Here is a 26,759-nt window from a genome sequence, read left to right as displayed (position 1 = left end):
CAAACACTTGATTACAAATTAAATGGCAGACTCATCTACCCGCTGATGATCCAAATGCACGTGCCTTGCAATACTAGATGGCATCCACGGCAATAATTTCAAGACCAACGCTTCTACTGGCGCACTGAATGTTGCGTTCGTCCAGCGCGGATCCTTGGGTAAATCGGTCATGGCAGCCAGCATCACCAGGATACACACTACCAATACCCCTTTCACAATCCCGGCCAAACCGCCCAACACCCGGTTAAGTCCACCCAAGCCCACTGCCTTGATTAAAGTGGTCAGCAACAAGGCCAGCAAGGTGCTCACGAACAGTACCAGTAAAAAAACCACTAAAAAAGCTGCCATGGCTTTCACTGCATCGCCAGGTATCTGCTCAGGCATATAACTGATGACTTCGCCATTAAAGCGGTTTGCCAGGTAAAAAGCCAGCACCCAGCCCAGCACAGAAAACAACTCACGAATGGCGCCACGCATCAGCCCGACCAAAATGGAAAAGCCGATAATGCCCAATACCAGATAATCAAAAAACGTCATGGCCGACATCAGGACTTGCTGGCGACAATACCGCTAAACCCGGCCGCTTCCAGTTTTTTCAATGCGGCAGCGGCATCATTACGTGTGGCATAAGTACGTGTGCGCAAGCGTAATTTCTGGCCAGCCGCATCCACTTTTTCAGTGGCCGATTCAAACCCAGCCTGCTTCAGCTTGCCTTGCAGGTTTTCCAGGTTCTTCGGGTCAGAAAACACACCAAACTGCACAAAGAACTTACCCGTTTTTTTATCGGATGCAACAGACTCTTCTTTAGCCTCAGCCTTGGCTGCCGCAACTTTGGGTTCAACTTTGGGTTCAACTTTGGGTTCAACTTTGGGTTCAACTTTGGGTTCAACTTTGGGTTCAACTGGTTTCACCGGGGTTGGTGCGATAACAGGTTTGGCTGGCTCTGCCTTGGCCAATTTTTGCGGTGCGGCAGGGGCTGCGGGGGCAGTAGCAGTAGCCTCTTCAATGTTAGCCTCAGGCACTTCCTGGGCGTTGGTTTCTGGGGTGTTGGCAGCCGGGGCGGCCTCATTGTCCAACACCACTTCATCGTCAGGCAATTCAAGAATAGGCTCGCGATTAGCCTGGCGGTTGACGACTGTAATTTCTACGTTATCGTGGCTGGATTCGACTACTCTGTCCTTGAGCACGAAGGGCAATATGATTAACATCAGCACCACCAGCGTGATCGCACCTACCAACCGTCTGCGGGCCGTTTTCTTGAGCAACAGTTCGTTGTCTGTCAAAGCATCTCTCGCCATAATGTTTTGAAGTTCTCACTCAGTTCTATGTATACGCCAGGAGCGCAATTACGCAGCCCATTGATCAGGCGTTAATTCCAGTATCGCAGCTACAGTGAAGAATGAGCCGAACACAATAATTTTATCATTTTTTGCTGCTTTTTTATAAGCTGTCCGCAATGCGGTTGGCAAATCTGCATGCAGGTGAATATGTGTCTGCGGCACTTTCTGGCTTAAACAGGTATGCAAATAATCAAGCTCTGCTGCTCGCGGATGCTGGATAGGGGCAATATGCCAGGTATCAATCACGGGGTGCAGGATATCCACCACACTGGCAATATCTTTATCAGACAGCATGGAGAAGACGGCAACCACCTGGCCACCATCGGCACTCAGGCGTTGCAAATTATCGCGCAGTGCACGTGCGGCATGTGGGTTATGCGCGACGTCCAGTATCAGATCAGGCGCTTGCTGTATATATTGAAAGCGGCCTGTGACTTCTGTCCCGGTTAATGCCTGCAATAGCTGATCTTCCGTGACTGGCAATGTTGCCTGTAAGGCACGTACGGCAAAGATGACGCTGGCGGCATTATTCCACTGGTAATGGCCGAACAGGCGCAAGGTGCCGATATCCAGCCGCCCCAGACTATCCCGGTAGTGCGCGTGTTGCGCATCGGAAACATCCATCTGGTAGTCCACGCCAAAACGGTTTAACTTGACGCCCAGTGATTCGGCATAGGCCAGCAAGGAGGCTGGCGGAGCCACGTCGCCGCAAATGGCAATCTGTGGCTGGCGGTAAATACCGGCTTTTTCGTGGCCGATTAACTCGCGGGTATCGCCAAGAAACTCCATATGGTCGAGATCGACATTGGTCACGATGGCACAATCGGCATCTACAATATTCACCGCATCCAGGCGGCCGCCCAAGCCAACTTCGAGAATAACGACATCCAGCGGTTGCTGTTCAAATGCCCACAACGCCGCCAACGTGCCCATTTCAAAATAGGTCAGCGTGATATCACCACGCGCCTGCTCCACGGCAGCAAAGGCGTCACAGAGCATGGCATCGGTAATCACATTGGCATTGAAGCGAACACGCTCCTGATAGTGCACCAAATGGGGAGATGTGTAACATCCGACCTGGTAACCGGCAGTGCTGTAGATACGCTCCAGCATGGCACAAGTAGACCCTTTGCCATTGGTGCCGCCGACGGTGATCACGGTAAACGGAAATTGTAGCTGCAGACGTGCTGCCACTGTTTGCACCCTGCCCAAGCCCATCTCGATGGATTTGGGGTGCAGGGATTCAATGTAGCCGAGCCAATCCTCAACGGTTTGGGGAAGCTCGGGTATCACAGGCGGCATCAGGCAGCTTTGGTAATATGCAGGAAATTGGACAACAACTGGCTCAGCTTGGCGCGCATTTCACGACGGTCAATAATCATATCAATGGCACCGTGCGTCAGCAGAAACTCTGCACGCTGGAAGCCTTCAGGCAAAGTTTCGCGTACGGTCTGCTCAATCACGCGAGGACCGGCAAAACCGATCAAGGCATTTGGCTCAGCCACAATCACATCACCCAGCATGGCAAAGCTGGCAGATACCCCACCCATGGTCGGATCCGTCAACACAGAGACATATGGCAGGCCCGCTTCAGACAGTTTGGTCAACGCAGCACTGGTTTTAGCCATTTGCATCAATGACAGCAAGCCCTCTTGCATACGAGCACCACCGCTGGCAGAGATACAGATAAACGCAGCTTTGTGCTGGATGGCGTCTTGTACACCACGTACAAAGCGCTCGCCCACCACTGAGCCCATGGAACCGCCCATAAACTTGAATTCAAACACGGCCGCCACGACCGGCACGCCTTCAATCGCGCCGCGCATCACAATTAGCGCATCTTTTTCCTTGACGTCACGCTGGGCAGATTTCATGCGCTCGGCGTAAGATTTGCTGTCTTTAAATTTCAATGCATCCACTGGCGTGACATCGGCACCAATTTCAACGCGGCCTTCTGCATCCAGCAGCACATTCAGGCGGTCACGCGCACCAAGGCGGTGATGGTGGCCGCACTGTGGGCACACTTCCAGGTTGGCATCCAGGTCAGTACGGTAAAGTACCGTCTGGCAGGCATCACATTTATGCCACAGGCCTTCTGGCACGTTGCGCTTTTGTACTGAGCCAACAGCCCGTTTAATTTTTTGTGGAATCTTGTCTAACCAGCTCATAGTTTCTCCTGCTTTTATATTGCGATATTCTGAAGACATGAATAAACAGTCCTATACAGAGTCAATCGCAGTACGTAATTCTTTGGTTAATGCCTGCACATTGGCAATCAGGTTAGTGGCGTCAGAGCTTTCAATCGCCAGCACCATGCGGCTACCGACCACAACAGCATCCGCAATCGCCGCCACTTCACGCGCTGTAGCTGCATCCTTCACGCCAAAGCCAACGCCAATCGGCAAGCTGGTTTGTTGACGTATCTCTGCCACGCGTTTTTTGACCTCGACAATATCCAGGTTAGCCGCACCTGTCACGCCTTTGAGTGACACATAATACAGGAAGCCTGTTGCCTGCTTCACGATCAACTCGGTACGTGAAGGCTCGGTGGTCGGGGACAACAGAAAAATACTGTCGATATCGGCGCTGGCCAACTCCTGGTTAAAGCTTTCGCACTCTTCAGGTGGATAATCCACAGTCAGCACGCCATCGACCCCAGCCTCTTTCGCCAAGGCAACAAACTGGCTGCTACCCATGGCTTCAATCGGATTGGCATAGCCCATCAGGACGATAGGCGTTGTTTGATTGCTGGCGCGAAACTCTTTAACCATGCCAAGTACTTTGCGCAGACCCATTTTGTGTACCAGCGCACGCTCACTGGCGCGCTGAATTACCGGACCATCCGCCATCGGGTCAGAAAACGGCACACCGAGTTCAATCATGTCGGCACCGGCCTCTACCAAGGCGTGCAACAAAGGCACAGTATGGTCAGGATGCGGATCACCGGCTGTAATGTAGGGAATCAGTGCCTTTTTACCTTGCGCCTTGAGTGTGGCGAATACAGATTGAATGCGGGACATAAGAATGCTTTTTTAATTAATTCAAATAATGACAGTGGATTTGCAAGGCATGACTATGCGTATAAAGTCGACAAGCGCAGTCATGCTAGCCAAGGTCACAGAGTAATATTCGCCAACCGTGCCACGGTGTTAATATCTTTATCACCACGGCCAGAGAGATTCACCAGCACGACTTGGTCAGGAGACATGGTTTTAGCCAGTTTTTCCGCATGCGCCAAGGCATGGCTGGACTCCATCGCCGGGATAATGCCTTCAGTACGGCACAGGTTATGGAAAGCCGTCATGGCTTCCTCATCCGTGATCGCCACATATTCGGCGCGCTTGATATCTTTTAACCAGGCATGCTCAGGGCCCACGCCTGGGTAATCCAGGCCTGCAGAAATAGAGTGCGTTTCAATGATATTGCCATCTTCATCTTGCATCAGGTAAGTACGGTTGCCGTGCAGTACGCCAATCGGGCTATTTGCGGTTAAAGGGGCCGCATGCTGGCCAGTGCTCAAGCCGTGACCGCCCGCCTCAACCCCAATCAGGCGCACACCCTCAACGTCGATGTATGGGTAGAAAATGCCCATGGCATTGGAGCCGCCGCCGACACAGGCAACGATGGCATCTGGCTGACGCCCTATCATTTCCTGCATTTGATCTTTCGCTTCGATACCAATCACTGCCTGGAAATCGCGCACCATCATTGGATAAGGATGTGGACCGGCCACGGTGCCGATAATGTAGAAAGTATTGGAGATATTGGTCACCCAGTCACGCATGGCTTCATTCAATGCGTCTTTCAGGGTTTTTGAGCCACTTTCGACGGGCACCACAGTGGCACCTAACAGTTTCATGCGGAACACATTTGGTGCCTGACGCTTGACATCCTCAGCGCCCATATAGACCACGCACTCCAGGCCCAGGCGGGCAGCAATCGTCGCGGTCGCTACGCCATGTTGCCCCGCACCGGTTTCCGCAATCACGCGTGGCTTACCCATGCGCTTGGCCAGTAAGGCCTGGCCAATCGTGTTATTGATTTTGTGCGCGCCGGTATGGTTTAAATCTTCGCGCTTGAGATAAATTTGTGCGCCACCGACTTTATCAGACAGACGTTTAGCATGATAAATCGGGCTTGGGCGGCCAACGAAGTGCTTCAGGTCATAAGCAAATTCAGCCAGGAACTCAGGATCGTGACGATATTTCTCATACATCACCCGCAGTTCTTCCAGGGCTTCCACCAGGGTTTCTGCGACAAAAACGCCACCAAAAGGGCCAAAATGACCGCGCTCATCTGGCATGTCATACATTTGCATGCGTTACTCCGTCTCTCGTTTGTTACTCTAACCGCCCATGACGTGCAGCATCACACTGCACCACCTGCTGCATGAATGCAGCTATCTTTTGCGGGGACTTAATCCCCTTTTGTGCTTCTACCCCGCCACTCACATCCAGCGCATAAGGACGTACCTGATGCGCGGCCTGTGCAACATTTTCCGGATTCAAACCACCGGCCAATATCACCGGCTTTTGCAAACCAACAGGGATCAGCGACCAGTCAAATGCCTCGCCGGTCCCACCCACTGCTTTTTCAGAGTAAGTATCTAGCAGCAAGGCTGAAGCTGACGCAAAATCAAGCTCGCATTGTACCAAATTTACCCCTGGTTTGACGCGGATTGCTTTGTAATATGGCAGATTAAATTGCGCGCAATAGTCTGCTGACTCATCTCCATGAAACTGTAGACAATCCAGGTCTGTGCTCGCGATCACTTGTTGCACGTCTTCAGCTGACGCATTCACAAACAGGCCGACTTTACTCACAAAGGGTGGCAGTGCCGCCATGATTACTTGCGCCTGCATCGCCGTCACCGCACGCGGGCTAGGCGCATAAAACACAAAGCCCAACGCATCCGCGCCTGCAGCAATCGCTGCCAATGCATCTTCCAGGCGGGTGATCCCGCAAATTTTTACCCTGGTTCTTGTCATATGATTAATTACTCTCTTCAACCCCAGTGCGCCTCACACACTGGCAATTGCCAGCTGTCGTCGTACTCTACACCGGTAAAATACAACCCATCCGGCATAAACGTAGGCGGTGACAGGCGCCTGTCTTTATATTGCAGCAAGTCAGCAAATGCAGCCGGACTTAACTTGCCCTGACCGACATACACTAAGGCGCCCACCATATTGCGAATCTGGTGCTGTAAAAAGGCGTTGGCCTTGAAACTGAAAATGATGTATCGCCCATGTTGCGCGATGTCAGCGCGATGCATCGTCCGTATCGGCGTACTGGCCTGGCATTCACTGGCACGAAAAGCGCTGAAATCATGCTCGCCAATCAAGCCAGGCATGGCTTGTTGCATTAAGGCGATATCCAGTGGCCTATGGTACCAACCTACTCGCCCGTGTTGACTGGCGGGCGCCACAGCATGATTGTGCAACACATATTGATAACTACGCGCACGCGCACTAAACCGCGCATGAAAGTCTGCAGCTACTTCAGTGGCCCACAATATACGCACCCAGGCAGGCAGGTGCGCATTGGTGCCACGCACCCAGGCGCTCAATGGTCTGACAACTGAAGTTTCAAAATGTGCCACTTGCATCAATGCATGCACGCCTGAATCCGTACGGCCAGCAGCATGCAAGCGAACTGTTTCGCCACCCACCTGCTTAATGGCATGCTCAATAGCATCCTGTACGCCTGCGGCATTTGGCTGACTTTGCCACCCTTGAAAATAGGCGCCGTGATATTCAATGCCAATCGCAATTTTCATGGCGCCTAGTATAAGGGCTGTCTGTCATTACGCCAAATCAGGCTACACTGCCAACGAGGGACAGTTGAAATGAACAAGGCCGGGAACCCGGCCTTGATTTATGCTAATTTTGTCAATAATTCACTGGCTCGTTGCCGCTGACGCTCACCGCCTTCTGCGATGACCTCATCAATCAACTCCTTGGCACCGACCAGGTCTTCCATGTCGATATAGGCCTGAATCAGGTCGAGCTTGGTATTCACCTCTTCCGGCTCATCTGTTATCGCCTCGGTACTGACTGAGGCACTATCGGCCATATCCAGGGAGATTTCAGGGAAAGCAACATTATCGGCCGCCGCTTCTACGGCTGGTGCTTCATTCAATGCCTTGTCAGCAGAGCCCAGGCTGATTTCTTCGATTTCCAGCGCATCATCTGCCGCTTGTTCACCAATCGCATCATTCGGGCCACCCAACTCCAGTGACAACTCAGGCAATGACTCAAACACAGCATCCTCGCTGGATAAAGTTTGCTCACCGGTCGTTGTTGACAATGGCTTGTTGCCGGCAACATCTACCCCTTGCGCGCCCTCATCCAGGTTCAGCGATGGCAAATCTAATGCTTTAGGTGTCAATGCAAGATCAGCATCCCCATTTAAAGCATCACTGCCCTGATCTTCCACTGAATCGGGCTCTACCACAGAGGCTGGCTCCACCTCAAAACGCAAGACATCCGCATCGCTCACTGGCTCTGCGGAGAATGCAAGGCTGGCGTCACCCACCTCTGGCAGCGTTGACTCCGCCACTGGGGTATCTATCTGCAATGTATCAGTATCGCTGATCACAGGCGATACGTCCGCACTGGATTCAATTGTGATTTCTTCTGTCGCGGTACGCACTGAGCTTTCAGTAGACACTACTGGCTCACTACTCGCCGCTGCCACCGCTTCAGACGCACCGTCAAACTCCAATGCCGGCGCCTCAAAGTTAAAGTGATAGGCATCCTCTTCATTCTGCGTTTCTGTCACTGGCAATACGCTTGACTCGGTTGCAGCCGCAATCTCATTGGCAGCGACTGGCGTGCCTTGGTAAAGCGTATTGTCTGGATCCAGCTTTTGCCCCATGGCACTGACTTTTGACCAGGTCGCATCTGCCGTACCAGCTTTGGCATATACCTCACCAGCCAGCGACTCAAACGCAACCTTATTACCGGTGGTCTGATAAATTTCCAGCAACTTCACTTTGAGTTCCTGGCGCTCAGGATCTTTTTGAATCGCATCTTTGAGGATTTCCTCAGCCTGGGCATCACGACCATACGCCATGTATACCTCGGCCTCAGCAATCGGATCCACATCATGCGAATCGATCATGCCACCGACACCACTCTGCGAGAAGTCGGTCAAAAAGGAGGTGTCGCCAGAAGCCGCGGCCTGCGTATCACCGAACACAGTGTTATTTTGCATTTCGGTCGCTGGCGAGGTCACGATCGCATCTTCAAACGTATCAATCTGTTTTTTGCGGCGGATACGGATCAATGCCCAGACACACAGCAGCACCGGCAAAGCAATCAGCGCCAGTGGCAACACCGGGCTGATATTTTTCAGGCGCTCAAACAACACATGCATAAAGGAAGGCTGCTGCACAGGCACATCTGCGGCAGGTTCTTCAACAAGTGCCACCGGCTTGGCTGGTTCTGCCGCAGGCTTCTCTGCAGCCACTGGTGCAGGCGGCACCTTAGCGGCTTCAGCAGGAGTAGCCTCAACAGGTTTTTCTACTGCAGGCGCAGACTCAACTTTTGCTTCGGCTTTAGGCTCGGCAGCGGCTTGCGCAGCATTCTTCTCTGCCTGCGCCATCGCATTGTTCTTCATTTCCATCAGCTTCTTCATGTCCGCGACTTGTTTTTCAAGCGCGGCTGCACGAGACTGTTCTTCTTTGATGGCATTTGCCTTGGCAGTCGCATCTTCTTGCGCTGCGGTTGCGGATGTTTTGGCTGCTGACTTATCAGCTTGTGTTGTTGACTTCTCATCACCAGCCGACAGTTTCAATACATCTTTCCCTGGCTTGGCTTGCGGCGAGGGTTTCGCCCCTGCGGCACCAATCTTGCCTGCGGATTGCTGTGTATTGCCACCACTTTGGCTGGCTGCGCTTTCCTGGACGACTTTAGCCAGTGAATTTTTATAGGCTTGCCAGTTGGTCGCATGTTCCGCGATCAGGCTTTTCGCCTGTGGACGGCTAATGCTATCCAGGGTTGCCTGGTCTGGCATACGCATAATCTTGCCGACCTTGAGGCGGTTCATGTTTTTACCATCAAACGCCTGCTGATTTGTCTGGTAGAGTGCAGCAAGCATTTGTTCAACGCTGACATTATCAGGTTTCATTTGCCTGGCAATGGCATAAAGGGTATCCCCACGCTCAGTGGTCAATGCATTTTCTGCGTTTGTTTCTTCGGCAACCGCTGGTTTAGTCGCAGGCTTTGCAGCCGCTGGTCTGGGTGATGCAGGCTTCCTGGCCTCTGGTACAACAGCCTGGCTAGGTTCGGGCACCACTGCTGCTGGAGGTGTACTTGGCGCAGGCGCTGCCTGACCATTGACTGGCAAACCAGCAGACTCGGATACATAATTAGAGTTAAACCCAGGCGGATCCAGCAACAGGGTGTATTCTTTAACCAGTCGACCAGTCGGCCAATCGACCTGAATCAGCATATCCAGAAAGGCTTCGGTAATCGGCTGGGAGCTGGTCAGCTTGAGGATGGGCTGACCTTTGATGTTATTAGCCACTTCAATCTTGATAAAGGGATAAGAGGCAGGCTTTTCCAGCATCTGGTCCTGATAGACCTGCTCGCTCGCCAATGCTGCCTGGATGCTATTGAGCTCACTTGGCGTGACCGCCAGCAACTCAATTTCCGCATTGAGCGGTTCCCCCAGTTTTGAGCTTGAAACCATGCCCCCCAAACCAGCGGCATGCGCCGAAAGGGCAGTACTCAAACTCAAGGCAAAGGCTATTTTTTTTAATTGAAATTTACTCACCGATTAACCCTTATTCATTCATGGCGTTTGTCAAAATAGCATCATTCAGACAGCCACGCAAGCGCGCCCAGGCGGCTTGTGAGCAATAAATACACCGTTTTGAAGCTATAGTAACCATTAAACAGGATTATATAAAAAGCAAAAGCCCGAAAAGACCATGATTTCATTAATAAATCATGGCTTTACGGGCCGCTATTTAATCAAATACTTAAGCTTCGACCAAAATTCTCAACATACGGCGCAAAGGCTCTGCGGCCCCCCACAACAACTGGTCACCAACAGTAAAGGCCGACAGGTATTCACCGCCCATGGCCAACTTACGCAAACGACCAACCGGGGTCGTCAATGTGCCGGTAATCGCTGCCGGTGTGAGCTCACGCATACTGATTTCACGCTCGTTAGGTACCACTTTGGCCCACTCGTTGGCTTCGGCCAACATTTGGTTGATTTCGTCTAAAGGCACATCCTTGCGCAGCTTGATGGTCAGCGCCTGTGAATGACAGCGCATGGCGCCGATACGCACACACAGTCCATCAATCACGATCGGATTCGCTTCACGGCCTAAAATCTTGTTGGTCTCAACGCCGCCCTTCCACTCTTCCTTGCTTTGGCCATTACCCAGGTCTTTATCAATCCATGGGATCAGGCTGCCAGCCAGTGGCACGCCAAAATTGGATTGTGGTAAATCATCGCTACGGATGGTATCCGCAACGGTTTTATCAATCTGCAAAATCGCAGAAGCCGGATCCGCCAACAAACCAGCGACAGAAGCATTGATCACGCCCATCTGGCTAATCAGCTCACGCATGTTCTGCGCACCCGCACCTGAAGCTGCCTGGTAAGTCATGGATGTTGCCCACTCCACCAGGTCGGCTTTAAACAAACCATTGAGCGCCATCAGCATCAATGACACGGTACAGTTGCCGCCTATCCAGTTTTTACCGCCATTGGCCAAGGCGTCCTTAATCACATGCATGTTCACCGGATCCAAAATGATCACGGAGTCTTGCTCCATGCGCAAGGTAGAGGCCGCATCAATCCAGTGGCCGTTCCAGCCTGTTGCACGCAATTGCGGAAACACTTCGCTGGTGTAGTCACCGCCCTGACAGGTGACAATGACATCCATCTGACGCAATGCATCAATATTTTTGGCATCTTTCAGCGCAGGAGAATCCTTGCCCACCTGAGGTGCAGCGCCACCTGTTTGCGAGGTGGTGAAAAACTGCGGCTCGATATCCGCAAAATCATTTTCCTGCATCATGCGCTGCATCAGCACGGACCCAACCATGCCACGCCAGCCTACAAACCCTACTTTTAACATAGTGACTCGATATTTCAGCCGGTATACCCGGCATTAAAATTGATTATTTGGAAGATTTCTGAACAGCTTCACCCGCTTGTTCAATGTCTTTACCCATACCATTAATGGTGTTGCAACCTGCCAACACCAACACCGTCAATACTAATGTCACCCATTTCGCCATCTTGTTCTCCCAATGACTAATCTCTGAAATTACCGAATTTTAAAGGAAAATCGGTAATACTTTTTTTCACAAACGCTATCGCCTCTTGCAGCACATCGCGCTTGGCGCCATTCACACGCACAGTGTCGCCCTGAATCGTCGCCTGTACCTTCATACCGCTATCTTTAATCAGCTTGGTGATTTTTTTGGCTAGGTCGCTATCAATGCCATCCTGCACACGTAAATCCTGCTTCACCTTATTACCAGAGACCTTCTGCACATCCTTGTGTTCCAGACGTTTGGAAGACTCGGGCTCTTTCTTTTCCATGGATGGCAACAGAATATCTTTCACCTGATCCAGCTGGAAATCGTTATCACCAAACAGGGTGATGACTTTGTCTTTTTCGTTGAAATCAATTTTGGCCGACGTGCCCTTGAAGTCATAACGATTGGTGATCTGCTTACTGGCAGCATCAATCGAGTTCTTCAAGTTCACCATATCGACTTCAGATGTAATATCAAAGCTTGGCATATTTTAGACCTCAAAAGCGACGGCAGGACAAGGCGTAAGCGCGCAGGCAGTACATTCAGTACGACAAGCGCTTGCAACGCGGTCCTGCCGAGCAGTCACATTATTCGAAGTGGCAGACGTAGTCGACTGTTTCTACAACCTCAATGTCAAAACTGGAGTTACCAGGCACCGTGAATTTCTCACCACCCTTATAGGTTGTCCAGTTCTCTTCGTCTTTTTGACGTACTTTGCAGACACCGTCATTAATTTCCATCAGCTCAGGTGAGCCGGTGTTAAAGGTCAGAGTGCTAGGGAAAATCACGCCCACGGTACAGCGCGTACCATTAGGGAACAATACGGTGTGGCTGACACATTTGCCATCGAAATAAACGTTGGCTTTCTTTTTTACGCTGACATTATCAAATTGCGCCATTTTAAATTCCTAATTAATTCCAGTTACTACAATCATAGTTACGACTATATCTTAAAACCAAGCGGACGGCATGCACAGTCATCCGCCCGCGCAGCTAGTGTTACATGGCGGCGACGATCTGGTCACCCATCTCGGAACAGGATACACGCTTAGTGCCCTCTTCATAGATGTCACCCGTGCGGTAGCCAGCAGCCAATACCTTTTTGACTGCGTTTTCAATGCGGGTTGCCGCTGCTTCGTTATCAAAGCTGTAACGCAACATCATGGCAGCCGACAAGATGGTCGCAATCGGGTTCGCCAGATTTTTACCAGCGATATCTGGTGCAGAGCCGTGTGATGGCTCGTACAGGCCTTTTTTGCTTTCATTCAATGAGGCAGATGCCAGCATGCCGATAGAGCCGGTCAACATGGAAGCTTCATCAGACAAGATGTCGCCGAAGATGTTACCGGTCACCATCACGTCAAATTGTTTTGGGTTGCGGATCAACTGCATGGCGGCATTGTCGACATACATATGGCTCAGTTCCACTTCCGGATACTCTTTCGCCACATCAATGACGATTTCTTTCCAGAACTCGGTGGTTTCCAGCACGTTGGCCTTGTCTACGGAACATAGCTTCTTGCCACGTTTCATGGCAATTTCAAATGCCACATGCGCAATACGACGCACTTCAGGCTCGCTGTAAATCATGGTATTAAAGCCTTCGCGTACGCCCTGCTCGTTAGTACGCATGCCACGTGGCTGGCCAAAATACACGTCACCAGTCAATTCACGCACGATCATGATATCCAGGCCTGCCACCACTTCTGGTTTCAAGGTTGAGGCATTTGCAAGCTCGGGGAACAATACGGCTGGACGCAAGTTAGCGAACAACCCCAAATCCTTACGAATCGCCAGCAAGCCACGCTCAGGACGCAAAGGGCGATCCAGAGTATCGTACTGCGGGCCGCCAACTGCGCCTAATAATACGGCATCAGCTTTGCGACAGATGTCCTGCGTAAACTCAGGATATGGATGACCGTATTGATCATACGCCTGGCCGCCCAGTGGCGCTTCAGTAAAGGTCATGTCCAGACCTTCTTTTTTCAAGACTTCGAGCACGCGCAAAGCTTGCGCAATAATTTCCGGGCCGATGCCATCACCAGGCAACACAGCGATATTTAATGCCATTTAAAAATTCCTTTTATGTTTTGATGTGCCCTCTTTAATGTGAGAGGACACGTTCCATTAAGCAAATAACCAGGGCTGGCTTTGTTTGTGCTTTTCTTCAAAAGTATGGATCTTATCTGCATGCTGCAAAGTCAGGCCGATCTCATCCAGGCCGTTGAGCAGGTTGTGCTTACGGGTAGGTGTGATCTCAAAACTGAATGACTGGCCAGAAGGTGTAGTCACCGTTTGTGCGGCCAAATCTATATTCAGCGCATAGCCCTCATTGGCCAGGCACTCTTTGAACAGGCTATCCACTTGTTCAGAAGAGGCTACAATCGGCAAGATGCCATTTTTGTAGCAGTTATTAAAGAAAATATCGGCAAAGCTAGGCGCAATGATCACACGGAAGCCTTGGTCTTCAATCGCCCAAGGTGCATGTTCACGGGAGGAGCCACAGCCAAAATTGTCACGGGCCAGCAACACTTGCGCGCCTTGATAACGCGGCTGGTTGAGCACAAAGTCCTTATTCAATGGGCGTGTGCTGCAATCCATGCCTGGCTCACCATAATTGGTGTAGCGCCACTCATCAAACAGGTAAGGACCAAAACCGGAACGCTTGATCGACTTTAAAAACTGCTTTGGAATAATGGCGTCGGTATCGACGTTAGCGCGGTCAAGCGGGCAAACCAGGCCATTTAAAGTAGTAAATGCTTTCATAGTGTTCTCCTCTTACGCGCTACGCACGTCCACAAAGTGACCGGCAATCGCAGCGGCAGCAGCCATTTCCGGGCTCACCAGGTGCGTACGGCCACCCGGGCCCTGACGGCCTTCAAAGTTACGGTTAGAGGTAGAGGCGCAGCGCTCACCTGGGCTCAAACGGTCTGAGTTCATAGCCAAACACATGGAGCAGCCTGGCTCACGCCATTCAAAACCAGCCTCAATAAAAATCTTGTCCAAGCCTTCGGCTTCGGCCTGGCGTTTTACCTGGCCAGAGCCTGGCACCACCATTGCCAGCTTGATATTGCTGGCGACTTTTTTGCCTTTGGCAACCCCGGCCGCAGCACGCAAATCTTCAATACGTGAATTGGTGCATGAGCCAATAAAAATCTTATCCAGCTGAATCTGGTCAATCGGCGTATTGGCAGTCAGGCCCATATACTTGAGGGCGTTTTCGATACTGGTGCGCTTGGTGGCATCAGCCTCTTGCGCTGGATCAGGCACCGTCGAGCCAATCGGTAACACTTGTTCTGGTGAAGTGCCCCAGGTGACTTGTGGCGCAATCTCAGCACCATTCAAGGTCACCACGGTATCAAACTGTGCATCAGCCTCAGACTTCAGTGTGCTCCAGTAAGCCACGGCTTTGGTCCAGTTGTCACCTTTAGGCGCATGCAAGCGGCCTTCAAGGTAAGCAGATGTTTTTTCGTCCGGCGCCACTAGGCCTGCGCGTGCACCGGCTTCAATCGCCATGTTACACAGCGTCATACGGCCTTCCATGGACAAGCCACGGATCACTTCACCACCAAACTCAATCGCATAGCCAGTACCACCAGCAGTCCCGATTTTGCCGATAATCGCCAGCGCGACGTCTTTCGCTGTCACGCCTTTACCTAACTGGCCATCGACGCGTACCAGCATGCTTTTGGATTTCTTGGCCACCAGTGTTTGTGTCGCCAACACGTGTTCGACTTCTGAGGTACCAATACCATGCGCCAGGGCACCGAAAGCACCATGCGTAGAGGTATGGCTATCGCCACAGACCACGGTCATGCCAGGCAAGGTTGTACCATTTTCAGGCCCGATGACGTGGATAATGCCCTGGTCTTTGTTTTTAAACGGGAAATACACCAAAGCGCCAAACTCTTTGATGTTATTGTCCAGGGTTTCCACCTGCAGACGCGAGATCGGGTCTTCAATGCCTTTATCCCAATCTTTGGTCGGCGTATTGTGGTCAGGGTTCGCCACAATACTGGAGTTACGCCATGGCTTGCGGCCAGCCATGCGCAAGCCTTCAAACGCCTGCGGGCTGGTGACTTCGTGTACCAGGTGACGGTCGATATAAATCAAACAGGTGCCATCAGATTCTTCATGCACCACATGCGATTCCCACAATTTGTCGTACAGCGTTTTGCCTGCCATGACAGTTCCTTTCTTACCACGCAAATATTGATAAAACTCGCGCAGAATACCTAAGTTTTAATACCCTTACAAGAATATAGTTTATACTAGTATTAAGACTAATAGGATAAACAAATCAAATGGATACGAGACGGCAGGAACTGGCGGAATTTCTACAAGCCATGCGTCAGCGTGGCACCCCGGAAGAATTCGGATTCCCTTCTGGCTCACGTCGCCGCACACAAGGTTTACGCCGCGAAGAAGTCGCACAGCTGGCCAGCATCAGTGCGACCTGGTACACCTGGATAGAGCAGGCACGCGACGTCAATGTGTCGGCCGAAGCGCTGGACAGGCTGGCTACTGCGCTCAAACTCAGCAAGTCTGAACGCAGTTATTTGTTCGACATGGCCGATAGGCGTGATCCACAAGCACATCAGAACGAAGTTGATACGGCCCCGGAAACACTGGTTGCCATGCTGGAGCAGATGCAGATTCCCGCCTATGTCATGGGCCGCACCTGGGATATGCTGGCCTGGAACCAACCAGCGCAAGCCTTATTTACCGGCTTGTTGGACATCTCCTGGCCAGCAACTCAGCGCCCTAACCTGCTGCGCTTTGTATTTGCCAGTCCGCAAGCCCGGCAGTTTGTCGTCAATTGGGAGATGCGCGCACGCCGCCTGGTGGCTGAGTTCCGCGCAGACTGTCGCTCAAGGTTAGAGGAACCTGAGGTCAAGCAACTGGTCAGTGAATTAAGTACCGCCAGCGTTGAGTTTACGCAATTCTGGAAACAACACGATGTACTGGAACGACAAGGTGGACAACGTGAGTTTCAACATCCAGTGGATGGATTGATTCACTTTCAACAAGTGACCCTTAAACCCGTAGAGCAAGAACAACTCAAACTAGTGCTTTTGCAACCAACCAGCACGGCCAATTTGTGAGAAAATGTTAATGAAACACTAAATCACCTGAAACGTTATGAAAATATATGCACTTATCTTGATCGGCGCACTCAGCTTACACGCGCATGCGGAAACCGCCATGACAGCGTCGGAAAATAAAGAATCAACAAGCACAGCACCAACAAGTACGGAAACACCCAATACCTGGTTTGGACAACTTAAAAACCATCTGACTGAGGTATGGCAAAAATCCGATCAAACCGACTTATATGTCCCGCTGGTGACCTATCACAACAGAAGCATGTACTCGAAAGAGAAGATCGACTCTTTTAACGAGCGGCCATGGGGACTGGGCATCGGCAAGTCATACCGCGATGCTGATAGCAACTGGGATGGTTACTATGTGATGGCATTTAAAGACTCACATGACGACTGGGAACCCATTGTCGGTTATGGACATGTCAAAAATCTGGTCGGCCAGGCCAATGGCTTAAATGCCGGCGTGGGATTAACGGCCGGGTTCACAGCCAGAAGTGATTACAACTACAAGCCGCTGCCTGTGCTGCTGCCGATTGCAGCCATGGGATACGATAAAGTGATTGTCAACGCCACCTATGTGCCTGGCACAAAGGGCAATGGTAATGTGCTGTTTATGTGGTCAACGGTGGCATTTTAACTGGCGCGCAGATTAAACGCGGATCAGTTTATATTCAATCGCATCTTTCAGCGCCAGCCATGAGGCCTGAATAATGTCAGAAGAAACGCCCATGGTGGCCCAGGTGGTTTGCTGATCGGTAGACTCAATCAATACCCTCACCTTGGCCGCAGTCGCCAGGTTAGAGTCCAGCACGCGCACTTTGTAATCCACCAGCTTGATGTCCTTGATAGCCGGATAAAATGGCTCCAGCGCCTTACGCATGGCTTTATCCAGGGCATTGACCGGACCATCACCTTGCGCAGTGGCTGCCGCATCCTTGCCTTTGACGCTCAAATGGATGCTGACAGACGAGTTCAAACCATCTTCCGAAGGCTCGTAAATATTCACTTTGTAATGTTGCAAGCTGAAAAAAGGCTCAAACTTGCCCAGCAATTTTTGCATCAGCAAATCAAAAGAGCTTTCGGCATTTTCAAACTGGTAGCCTTCGTGCTCCAGCGCTTTGAGATGCTCCAGGATATTGACTGCAGCGTCAGACTCTTTGGTCAAAGTAGGATCTATTTGTTGCAATTTGCGCAAAATAGCGCCGCGCCCCGCCACCTCAGACACCAGGATATGGCGCTCATTGCCGACCGTCCCGGGGTTAATATGCTCGTAAGATTTAGGGTTTTTATTCACCGCATCAATATGCATGCCGCCCTTGTGTGCAAAGGCATCATGACCCACATACGGCGCTTTATCGTTAAATGCCACATTGGCCACTTCACTGACAAAACGCGCCGCCGCCGTCAACTCAGACAATTGCGCCGGTGACACACACTCCAAGCCGAGTTTGAGTTGTACATTCGGGATAATCGATACCAGGTTGGCATTGCCACAACGCTCACCAATGCCATTGATGGTGCCTTGCACCTGTACTGCGCCTGCCTGCACGGCGGCCACTGAGTTTGCTACGGCCATTTCGCAATCGTTATGGCAATGAATACCGATTTGAACAGACGGGAAACGCTTCACCACGGTCTCTGTGATCGCAAACACTTCGTTCGGGAAAGTGCCGCCGTTTGTATCACACAAAGCCAGCACATCCGCACCCGCCTCTACCGCGGCTTGCAGCGTCTGCATGGCGTAGTCCGCGTTGGCCTTGTAACCGTCATAAAAATGCTCGGCATCGAACACCACCTCTTTGCCCTGCACTTTTAAATAGGCAATGGTGTCGCTGATCATCGCCAGGTTTTCCTGCAAGGTGGTGCGCAGGATATCGGTGACCTGGTAGTCCCAGCTCTTACCAAAAATGGCCACGGCTTGCGTGTTGGCAGACAGCAGCGACTGCAAGTTTTTATCTTCGGCGGCCGAGATACCAATACGGCGCGTGCTGCCAAATGCAATAATTTTGGCATGCTGCAAATGCAACTCGCCGACGCGTGCAAAGAATTCCAGGTCTTTAGGATTAGAACCCGGGTTTCCCGCCTCGATATAGCCTATGCCCAACTGATCCAGACGCTGGACCACCTTGAGCTTATCTTCTACCGAAAAGGAGACACCCTGCGCTTGCGCGCCATCACGTAGCGTGGAGTCATAGGCAATGACGCGTCGACTGGCCATAAAAATTATTTTTTACGGTTGTGCAGGTTCGCTGCAATACGCATACGCAAGGCATTCAACTTGATAAAGCCGCCGGCATCGCGCTGGTCGTAAGCACCTTTGTCATCTTCAAACGTGGCAATGGTTGAATCAAACAAGGAGTCTGTCTTGCTGTCACGGCCCACCACAATCACATTCCCTTTGTAGAGCTTGACGCGCACCCAGCCATTCACAGTCGCCTGTGTATGGTCGATCAGCGTTTGCAAGGCAACACGCTCAGGGCTCCACCAGTAACCGTTGTAGATCAGGCTGGCGTAACGTGGCATCAAGTCATCTTTCAAATGCGCCACTTCGCGGTCCAATGTGATGCTTTCAATCGCACGGTGTGCCTTGAGGATAATGGTACCGCCAGGCGTTTCGTAGCAACCACGTGACTTCATGCCCACATAGCGGTTTTCCACCAGGTCCAGACGACCCACGCCATGCTTACCGCCAATACGGTTTAATTCGGCCAGAATCTCGTGTGCCTTCATGGCTTTGCCATTCAAGGCCACGATATCGCCATTTTTGAACTCAATATCCAGGTACTCGGCAGCATCAGGTGCCTTTTCCGGTGACACAGTCCAGCGCCACATATCTTCTTCAGCTTCAGCGGAAGGATCTTCCAGGTGACGGCCTTCATAAGAGATATGCAACAAGTTGGCATCCATGGAGTATGGGCTACCACCTTGCTTATGTTTCATCTCGACTGGAATGCCGTGTTTTTCGGCATAAGCCAGCAATTTCTCACGGGACAACAAATCCCACTCACGCCATGGCGCAATAATCTGGATATTCGGGTTGAGTGCATAAGCACCTAACTCAAAACGGACCTGGTCGTTGCCTTTACCGGTCGCCCCATGCGAAATGGCATCGGCTTTGGTTTCATTGGCAATTTCAATCAGGCGCTTGGCAATCAATGGGCGTGCAATAGATGTACCCAGCAGGTATTCGCCTTCGTAGACCGTATTGGCACGGAACATCGGGAACACAAAGTCACGCACAAACTCTTCACGCAAGTCGTCGATATAAATCTCGCTCACGCCGAATTTCTTGGCTTTTTCACGTGCAGGCTCCAGCTCTTCGCCCTGGCCCAGGTCAGCCGTAAACGTCACGACTTCACATTGATAGGTATCTTGCAACCATTTCAAAATCACGGAGGTATCCAGACCGCCGGAATATGCCAATACCGCTTTTTTAATATCGCTCATCTAATTATCCCAAACTGAATTCATCTGGCTTGTGAAATCAAGCCACTTTTCCTAACAACAAATATTCCATGAGTGCCTTCTGCGTGTGCAAGCGGTTCTCCGCCTCATCCCACACCACACTTTGCTTGCCATCAATCACTTCGGCAGACACTTCTTCGCCGCGGTGCGCTGGCAGGCAATGCATAAACACCGCATCGGCCTTAGCCACTTTCATCATGTCTTCATCGACTTGCCAGTCAGCAAAATCTTTACGACGCTCTTCGTTTTCGGCTTCAAAGCCCATCGATGTCCACACGTCAGTGGTCACCAAATCTGCATCACGTGCCGCTTCCATCGGATCAGCAAAAGACTCAAAGTGCGAGGTGCCATACAAATTGGCGCGCTCAGGCTCAACTTCATAGCCCGGCGGCGTAGAGACATGTACATTAAAATCGAGTACTTCTGCCGCTTGCAACCAGGTATTGCAGACGTTATTACTGTCACCAATCCAGGCCACGGTTTTACCTTGAATCGACCCACGATGCTCGATAAAAGTAAAAATATCAGCCAGAATCTGGCACGGGTGGTATTCATTGGTCAGGCCATTGACGACGGGCACGCGCGAGTTTTGTGCAAAGCGTTCAATGATGCTTTGCTCAAAAGTACGAATCATAACGATGTCGCTCATGCGTGAAATCACTTGTGCCGCATCTTCTACCGGCTCACCGCGACCCAATTGCGAGTCACGCGTATTGAGGTAAATCGCTGAGCCGCCCAATTGCTGCATACCGGCTTCGAATGACAAGCGCGTACGCGTGCTGGCTTTTTCAAAGATCATGACCAATGTGCGGTCAACCAGCGGCCAGTATTGTTTGTAGTCTTTAAACTGCGATTTAATCCATTTGGCACGCGCAAAGATATGTTCAATCTCGTCGCGCGTCAGGTCATTAAATTGCAAAAAGTGTTTAATACTCATAGTGTGTTGGGCGCCTGTTAAATCAAGCGCTTGCCTTTAAAAAATTCAATATCAGTGGCGTCAGTCTGCTGACCAGTTCATCCGCCTCTTGCTTGTTCATCACCAGAGATGGCAGCAAACGAATGACTTTTTCAGAAGTCACGTTAATCAGCAATTTAGCCGCCAGTGCCTGCTTGACCAACTCTGCACAAGGCCTGTCCAGCTCAATGCCTATCATCATGCCAGCATTGCGGATGTTGACAACACCAGCCTCGCCTTTGAGAGACGCAGTGAATTGTTCGCGGATGTAATTACCGACTGTGTCTGCATTTTCACGCAGTTTTTCTTCGGCAATAATATCCAGCGTCGCCAAACCAGCAGCTGTCGCTAACGGGTTACCGCCAAAAGTAGAACCATGCTTGCCTGGGGTGAAGGTTTCAGCCGCAACGCCACGCGCCACACAGGCGCCAATCGGCACGCCTGAGCCCAGGCCCTTGGCCAGGGTCATGACATCCGGCACGATGCCAGTATGCTGGAACGCAAACCAGCTACCGGTTCTGGCAATGCCGGATTGCACTTCGTCCAGCATCAGCAACCAGCCATTGGCATCACAAATCTCGCGCAAGCCTTGCAAATAGGCCTTGAGGCTGGCCGGAATATGCACGCCGCCTTCACCTTGCACGGGCTCGACCAGGATGGCAACCACATTGTTTTTATGTGAAGCGATGGTTTTCACTGCTTCAATATCATCGAACGGTACACGCAGGAAACCACTCACCAATGGCTCAAAACCGGCCTGTACCTTGCGGTTACCCGTTGCTGACAAGGTTGCCATGGTCCTGCCGTGAAAGCTTTGATCCATGACAATGATTTCGGGGTGGTCTATACCCTTGTTGTGGCCATACAGCCGTGCCAGTTTGATGGCCGCCTCGTTGGCTTCACAACCAGAGTTACAGAAAAACACGCGGTCCATGCCGGACAATTCAGCCAGTTTATCGGCCAGCGCAGATTGCTCCGCGATCTGGTAAATATTGGAGACATGGATCAACCTGGCAATTTGCGCATTGAGCGCAGCCACAAACTTTGGATGGGCATGGCCCAAACCATTTACTGCCACGCCTGACAGCGCATCCAGATAGCGATCACCGGCAGTGTCTGTCAGCCAGACGCCCTCGCCTTTGACAAAGGTCACAGGCTGTCTACCATAGGTGTTCATTAAGTGTTCCGAATGCATTTCAAACCCTTTTTCAAAAAACAAAAACGGCGGCTTAAGCCGCCGTAAACGCCTTAAACCCGCTAAAAACCTAATACTGCACGATGACTGAGTCCATTGGCCATAAAGAACAGCATGGGCAAGGAGAGCATCAAATTGGTACGTGATGCCAGCATGGCCACACGTCGCGCTTTATTTTTTGCCACATCATCAGCGGCAACCATACCCAGAATCTTTTTCTGGTTGGGCCAAATCAGTACCCAGACATTAAACAGCATAATCGTACCCAGCCAGGCACCCACACCTATCAACTCAAATCCGTTACGCAATACAAAAGCATCAACAAAATGCGGCCCCAGCAAAGCCGCACCGGCCAGCCAAGTCACGACAGCCGACCAGCGAAACCATAACAAGGCGCGTGGGGCAATATGTTTATTAATCCCGGCGGCTGTTCCATCCGCAGCGGCAGCCTTCAGGCCGGCCATTTGTACCAGGTTAAAATAATAAAGCAGGCCGACCCAGGTAATGCCTGCCAGAAAATGTATCCATCGTGCGAATGCTGGTACCAGTTCCATGGATCAGCCCCCTGCCACAATGAAATTTTTAAGGAAAAAAACCAGAGCCAGGGTTAACAGCAACCCTGAAATGACGGACCCGACAACTGATTCCAGCGGATTTTTCATACGCACCCCAATCATGTGTTCCATAGTGAGCCTGACTACTTGCCACGTTTAGGGGAAACTTGCCGCATTACAACACCCGCATCAAAACACAATGAGGCTTGCGAACTGTTTGCCCTAACTTCAAGTCAGGATTCGTTTTTTTCTAGTTTTAAACCATTTCTGGTGAATGTCAGAGATTACCGCAAAAGCCTTTTGTTGACAAGTTCGTGCAATCGCGATTGCAGCGGCTTTGCAGGCGATTCAATGTCGTCTATGCAGCGTGTTTTTCGATTTATATTATAATGCGCGGCGGCATTATGATTGTGCGTTTGACATCCAGGCGCCTCAACACGGGGGAATCACAAACCATGGCAACAACTGATCTCGATGTATTGTTGGTTGGTGGCGGCATTATGAGCGCTACGCTGGCAGTTCTGCTACATCGGCTCGACCCAACCCTGCATATTTGCATGGTAGAGCAACTCGATGATGTTGCCCTCGAAAGTTCAGATGCATTGAATAATGCCGGGACCGGTCACGCCGGTTATTGTGAGCTCAACTATACCCCCAAAGATAAACATGGCGACATTCAGATTCGTCGTGCACTTGAAATTAACGCGGCATTCGAGGTCTCCCTGCAATGCTGGTCCAGCCTGGTCAAAGAAGGCGTATTAAATGCGGCTGATTTTATTCAGCGCGTGCCGCACTTAAGTGCTGTTTGGGGCGAAAGTGATGCTGCATTTTTACGCAAACGCTTTGAGGCATTACAAGCGCACCCGCTATTTGCCGAGATGCAATGGAGCGACCAGGCCAGTCAATTAAGCGACTGGATGCCGCTGATGATGGCCGGTCGCCAGCCTGCCGAAAAAATGTCTGCTACCCGTGTCGCACATGGTTCGGATGTGAATTTTGGCGCCCTGACACGTCAACTGGTTGCCTATTTAAAAACACGCCCGAACTTCACCTTACTAACGCAATCGCGCGTCACCAAACTCAAACAACAACAGCAACGCGAACAAAGCAGCTGGCAAGTGCATATCCAGCATTTAGCTTCAGGCCATACACAAACCTATCAATCCAAATTTGTCTTTTTAGGTGCTGGTGGCGGCGCACTGCCTTTGTTGCAACAATCTGGCATTCCGGAAGCACATGGCTATGGCGGCTTCCCGGTCAGCGGCCAATGGCTGATTTGCAACAATCCCAAACTCATTAACACCCATCATGCAAAAGTCTACAGCCAGGCGGCTGTCGGCGCGCCACCGATGTCCGTGCCGCACTTGGACACGCGTATGATACAAGGCCAGCCAGCATTGCTGTTCGGCCCTTATGCCGGGTTTACCACGCGCTTCCTTAAACAAGGGTCGCGCTTTGACCTGGCCAAATCGGTCAAACTGAAAAATATCAAAAGCTTGCTCGGGGTTGGCCGCCACAATCTCGACTTAACCAAATACCTGATTAAAGAAGTCTTTCAGAACCACGAGCAGCGCATGGAATCCTTACGCGTGTTTTTACCTGAAGCAAATGGTGCTGACTGGCAGTTAGCGCATGCCGGGCAACGCGTACAAATTATCAAGCGCTGCCATCAACACTGGGGCAAGCTCGAATTTGGCACCGAAATTGTTGCCAGCGCCGACGGCAGCTTAGCCGCCCTGCTTGGCGCTTCACCTGGTGCTTCGGTTAGCGTAAAAGCCATGCTGGATGTGTTGCAACGCTGCTTTGCCAGCCGTATGCAAAGCAGCGAATGGCAAGACGCACTGAAAGCGCTGATTCCTTCTTTTGGTGAATCACTGATTGACGATGCCAGCTTACTCGCCCGCGTGCGCAGCGACACATTAAGCACCCTGAACTTGGGCTAGACCATGGCATATCATCGTATTGCCACACACACCCGGCAATGTATAGAAAATGAAAAAAATGGAATTTCATAGGCCGTGTTGCGGTCATGTATGAAATGATTTCGATTGAAAGCTCCCTGTTTATGCGTTCTTTTTTGCCAGACTCTTTAACATTTAAAATGCTCGGCGCTGGATTTGCCGCCCTCTTGTTACTTGGCTGCCAGGCAACCGATGCCAAAAAGGCGCAACCGGTGACACCTAACTTTGGTGCCAATGTCATCATTCTGGATCCAGGCATGTCGCCGGACGCGATCCAAAACAAACTGGGCAGCCTGTTCAAGCAGCAGGAAGCCAACCAGTTTGGCCCTGAACGCTATGCCGTCCTATTCAAGCCTGGCGTCTACCACAACAAAGTCAAACTCGGCTTTTATACGCAACTGCTGGGCTTGGGACAGTTTCCTGATGATGTGATGCTACAAGGTGGCATCCAGGTTGAAGCCCGCTGGCATGAAGAGGATGCCACGCAAAACTTCTGGCGCAGCGTAGAAAACCTTTCGGTGACCCCAGACAATGGCACCATGCAATGGGCGGTGTCACAAGCTGCGCCCCTGCGCCGTATTCATGTACGCGGCAATATGTTGCTAGACGATAATGGTGGCTGGTCCAGCGGCGGCTTTATTGCTGACAGCCTGATTGATCAGCAAATCAACTCAGGCACGCAGCAACAGTGGTTGACCAGAAATTCAACCGTTGGCAGCTGGACCAATGCCAACTGGAATATGGTGTTTGTGGGCGTTAAAAATGCACCAGATGGTGAGCACTGGCCTACCCCGCCTTACACGGTGGTCGAGAAAACGCCACTTGTGCGTGAAAAACCCTTTCTCACCATAGACAGCACAGGGGCTTACCAGGTATTCGTGCCTGCCTTGCATACCGACACGCAAGGCATCTCCTGGCAACAAGCACACGTAGCAGGTGAAACTTTGCCGCTGTCGCAGTTTTATATTGCCAAAGCGGCGGTTGATACTGCAGACAGTATCAACACCGCGCTAAGCAGCGGCAAGCACCTGCTGCTAACACCAGGCATTTACACGCTGAACAAGCCTTTGCAAGTCACACAGCCGAATACCGTCGTCCTGGGCTTGGGCATCGCCACGCTGAAACCGGTGGCGGGTAATGTTGCCCTGTCGATTGCCGATGTGGACGGCGTAAAACTGGGCGGCGTGTTATTCGACGCCGGTGAAAAGAATTCTGACGTTTTGCTGCAAATAGGCGATCACAAGGGCACGGCCAGTCACGCCAACAACCCCACGACCTTACATGATGTATTTTTCAGGGTAGGCGGCGCGGCCGTTGGCAATGCCACGCACAGCGTCATCATCAACAGCAATCATGTGATTGGTGACAACTTGTGGGTATGGCGCGGCGATCACGGTAACGGTATTGGCTGGGCCAGCAATAAAACCAAGCACGGTATCGTCGTCAACGGTGATGATGTGACGATGTATGGCTTGTTTGTAGAGCACTTCCATGATTACCAGACGGTGTGGAACGGCGACAATGGCGCGGTCTATTTCTACCAGAGCGAAGCACCTTATGATGTGCCTGATCAGCAAAGCTGGATGAATGGTAGTGTCAATGGCTTTGCGTCTTACAAAGTGGGCGATCACGTCAAAAATCATACGGCCATCGGCATGGGAGTCTATTGCTTCTTTAACGAAAACCCAGAAGTCAAACTCAATAGCGCGATTGAGGCTCCGATCAACCCCAACATTCACTTTAGCCACGTCACAAGCGTTTCACTAGGCGGGACGGGGGAGATTACGCATGTGCTGAATGCGATTGGTGAAACTGCGAAACCTGGTCACGAAGTGTCACGCATGCCATAAATACAAGCGCAATATAACTAACTGTAGTTTAGGCATCTTCCGTCC

At 51.3% G+C, this 26,759-nt stretch carries 25 protein-coding genes; 4 read left to right on the top strand and 21 right to left on the bottom strand.

Annotated elements, in window-relative coordinates; all coding sequences use genetic code 11:
- Positions 1–18 precede the first annotated feature (18 nt).
- The 16 genes from INP79_RS11470 to leuC all read right to left on the bottom strand — a co-directional run bounded on the left by INP79_RS11470 (position 19) and on the right by leuC (position 15,814).
- A complete protein-coding gene (locus INP79_RS11470) occupies positions 19–537 on the bottom strand; it encodes a CvpA family protein (protein ID WP_194754569.1) in 519 nt (172 codons plus the stop codon).
- Between the two features lie 8 nt (positions 538–545).
- A complete protein-coding gene (locus INP79_RS11465; RefSeq protein WP_228519897.1) occupies positions 546–1,283 on the bottom strand; it encodes an SPOR domain-containing protein in 738 nt (245 codons plus the stop codon).
- Between the two features lie 63 nt (positions 1,284–1,346).
- Positions 1,347–2,642, bottom strand: a complete 1,296-nt coding sequence (gene folC, locus INP79_RS11460) for a bifunctional tetrahydrofolate synthase/dihydrofolate synthase (RefSeq protein ID WP_194754377.1) — start codon at positions 2,640–2,642, stop codon at positions 1,347–1,349.
- A complete protein-coding gene (gene accD / locus INP79_RS11455; RefSeq protein WP_194754376.1) occupies positions 2,642–3,508 on the bottom strand; it encodes an acetyl-CoA carboxylase, carboxyltransferase subunit beta in 867 nt (288 codons plus the stop codon). The genes folC and accD overlap by 1 nt, the downstream gene beginning before the upstream one ends.
- 51 nt (positions 3,509–3,559) lie before the next feature.
- Positions 3,560–4,360 carry a tryptophan synthase subunit alpha gene (gene trpA, locus INP79_RS11450; RefSeq protein WP_194754375.1) on the bottom strand — a complete coding sequence of 267 codons (801 nt, stop codon included), beginning with the start codon at positions 4,358–4,360 and terminating at the stop codon, positions 3,560–3,562.
- A 95-nt stretch (positions 4,361–4,455) separates the two neighbouring features.
- The gene (gene trpB, locus INP79_RS11445; protein ID WP_194754374.1) at positions 4,456–5,658 is read right to left on the bottom strand and encodes a tryptophan synthase subunit beta; all 1,203 of its coding nucleotides are present in this window, start codon (positions 5,656–5,658) and stop codon (positions 4,456–4,458) included.
- A gap of 22 nt (positions 5,659–5,680) precedes the next feature.
- A complete protein-coding gene (locus tag INP79_RS11440) occupies positions 5,681–6,328 on the bottom strand; it encodes a phosphoribosylanthranilate isomerase (protein WP_194754373.1) in 648 nt (215 codons plus the stop codon).
- 17 nt (positions 6,329–6,345) lie between these two features.
- Positions 6,346–7,119: a tRNA pseudouridine(38-40) synthase TruA gene (gene truA / locus INP79_RS11435; RefSeq protein ID WP_194754372.1), complete on the bottom strand. Its 774-nt coding sequence runs from the start codon at positions 7,117–7,119 to the stop codon at positions 6,346–6,348.
- Between the two features lie 98 nt (positions 7,120–7,217).
- The gene (locus INP79_RS11430) at positions 7,218–10,121 is read right to left on the bottom strand and encodes a FimV/HubP family polar landmark protein (RefSeq protein WP_194754371.1); all 2,904 of its coding nucleotides are present in this window, start codon (positions 10,119–10,121) and stop codon (positions 7,218–7,220) included.
- Between the two features lie 208 nt (positions 10,122–10,329).
- On the bottom strand, positions 10,330–11,442 hold the full coding sequence (asd, locus tag INP79_RS11425; protein ID WP_194754370.1) for an aspartate-semialdehyde dehydrogenase: 1,113 nt from the start codon (positions 11,440–11,442) through the stop codon (positions 10,330–10,332).
- Positions 11,443–11,485: 43 nt separating this feature from the next.
- Complete coding sequence (locus tag INP79_RS11420; RefSeq protein ID WP_194742056.1) at positions 11,486–11,605, bottom strand: entericidin A/B family lipoprotein; 120 nt, start codon at positions 11,603–11,605, stop codon at positions 11,486–11,488.
- Positions 11,606–11,621: 16 nt separating this feature from the next.
- Positions 11,622–12,116, bottom strand: coding sequence for a YajQ family cyclic di-GMP-binding protein (locus INP79_RS11415; RefSeq protein ID WP_194742057.1), 495 nt, complete (start codon positions 12,114–12,116; stop codon positions 11,622–11,624).
- Between the two features lie 100 nt (positions 12,117–12,216).
- Positions 12,217–12,528, bottom strand: coding sequence for a pyrimidine/purine nucleoside phosphorylase (locus INP79_RS11410; RefSeq protein ID WP_194754369.1), 312 nt, complete (start codon positions 12,526–12,528; stop codon positions 12,217–12,219).
- 100 nt (positions 12,529–12,628) lie between these two features.
- The gene (gene leuB / locus INP79_RS11405) at positions 12,629–13,699 is read right to left on the bottom strand and encodes a 3-isopropylmalate dehydrogenase (RefSeq protein WP_194754368.1); all 1,071 of its coding nucleotides are present in this window, start codon (positions 13,697–13,699) and stop codon (positions 12,629–12,631) included.
- Between the two features lie 57 nt (positions 13,700–13,756).
- Positions 13,757–14,395 carry a 3-isopropylmalate dehydratase small subunit gene (leuD, locus tag INP79_RS11400; protein ID WP_194754367.1) on the bottom strand — a complete coding sequence of 213 codons (639 nt, stop codon included), beginning with the start codon at positions 14,393–14,395 and terminating at the stop codon, positions 13,757–13,759.
- A 12-nt stretch (positions 14,396–14,407) separates the two neighbouring features.
- Positions 14,408–15,814: a 3-isopropylmalate dehydratase large subunit gene (gene leuC, locus INP79_RS11395; protein ID WP_194754366.1), complete on the bottom strand. Its 1,407-nt coding sequence runs from the start codon at positions 15,812–15,814 to the stop codon at positions 14,408–14,410.
- A 119-nt stretch (positions 15,815–15,933) separates the two neighbouring features.
- Here leuC and INP79_RS11390 point away from each other — a divergent pair, with 119 nt between their 5' ends.
- Complete coding sequence (locus tag INP79_RS11390; RefSeq protein WP_194754365.1) at positions 15,934–16,734, top strand: helix-turn-helix transcriptional regulator; 801 nt, start codon at positions 15,934–15,936, stop codon at positions 16,732–16,734.
- A gap of 37 nt (positions 16,735–16,771) precedes the next feature.
- Positions 16,772–17,371, top strand: coding sequence for a lipid IV(A) palmitoyltransferase PagP (gene pagP, locus INP79_RS11385; RefSeq protein ID WP_194754364.1), 600 nt, complete (start codon positions 16,772–16,774; stop codon positions 17,369–17,371).
- Positions 17,372–17,383: 12 nt separating this feature from the next.
- Here the strand turns inward: pagP and cimA are convergent, their stop codons facing one another.
- The 5 genes from cimA to INP79_RS11360 all read right to left on the bottom strand — a co-directional run bounded on the left by cimA (position 17,384) and on the right by INP79_RS11360 (position 22,903).
- Positions 17,384–18,952, bottom strand: a complete 1,569-nt coding sequence (cimA, locus tag INP79_RS11380) for a citramalate synthase (protein WP_194754363.1) — start codon at positions 18,950–18,952, stop codon at positions 17,384–17,386.
- A gap of 5 nt (positions 18,953–18,957) precedes the next feature.
- On the bottom strand, positions 18,958–20,181 hold the full coding sequence (locus tag INP79_RS11375; RefSeq protein ID WP_194754362.1) for an argininosuccinate synthase: 1,224 nt from the start codon (positions 20,179–20,181) through the stop codon (positions 18,958–18,960).
- 37 nt (positions 20,182–20,218) lie between these two features.
- On the bottom strand, positions 20,219–21,136 hold the full coding sequence (gene argF, locus INP79_RS11370) for an ornithine carbamoyltransferase (RefSeq protein ID WP_019882457.1): 918 nt from the start codon (positions 21,134–21,136) through the stop codon (positions 20,219–20,221).
- 22 nt (positions 21,137–21,158) lie between these two features.
- Positions 21,159–22,331 carry an aspartate aminotransferase family protein gene (locus INP79_RS11365; protein ID WP_370583261.1) on the bottom strand — a complete coding sequence of 391 codons (1,173 nt, stop codon included), beginning with the start codon at positions 22,329–22,331 and terminating at the stop codon, positions 21,159–21,161.
- A gap of 80 nt (positions 22,332–22,411) precedes the next feature.
- Positions 22,412–22,903 (bottom strand): urate hydroxylase PuuD, encoded by a 492-nt coding sequence (locus INP79_RS11360; protein WP_194754360.1) that lies wholly within the window; start codon positions 22,901–22,903, stop codon positions 22,412–22,414.
- A 389-nt stretch (positions 22,904–23,292) separates the two neighbouring features.
- Between INP79_RS11360 and mqo the strand changes: the two genes are divergently transcribed.
- Together mqo and INP79_RS11350 are read left to right on the top strand one after the other, a co-directional pair.
- Positions 23,293–24,846 (top strand): malate dehydrogenase (quinone), encoded by a 1,554-nt coding sequence (mqo, locus tag INP79_RS11355; protein WP_194754359.1) that lies wholly within the window; start codon positions 23,293–23,295, stop codon positions 24,844–24,846.
- 86 nt (positions 24,847–24,932) lie between these two features.
- Positions 24,933–26,714 (top strand): adenylyl cyclase, encoded by a 1,782-nt coding sequence (locus INP79_RS11350; protein WP_194754358.1) that lies wholly within the window; start codon positions 24,933–24,935, stop codon positions 26,712–26,714.
- Positions 26,715–26,759 lie beyond the last annotated feature (45 nt).

It is taken from the genome of Methylophilus sp. QUAN (genome assembly GCF_015354445.1).
Taxonomy (GTDB): Bacteria; Pseudomonadota; Gammaproteobacteria; order Burkholderiales; family Methylophilaceae; genus Methylophilus.
Note: the sequence above shows the minus strand (reverse complement) of the source record. Positions and strands in the feature narration are given on the sequence as shown.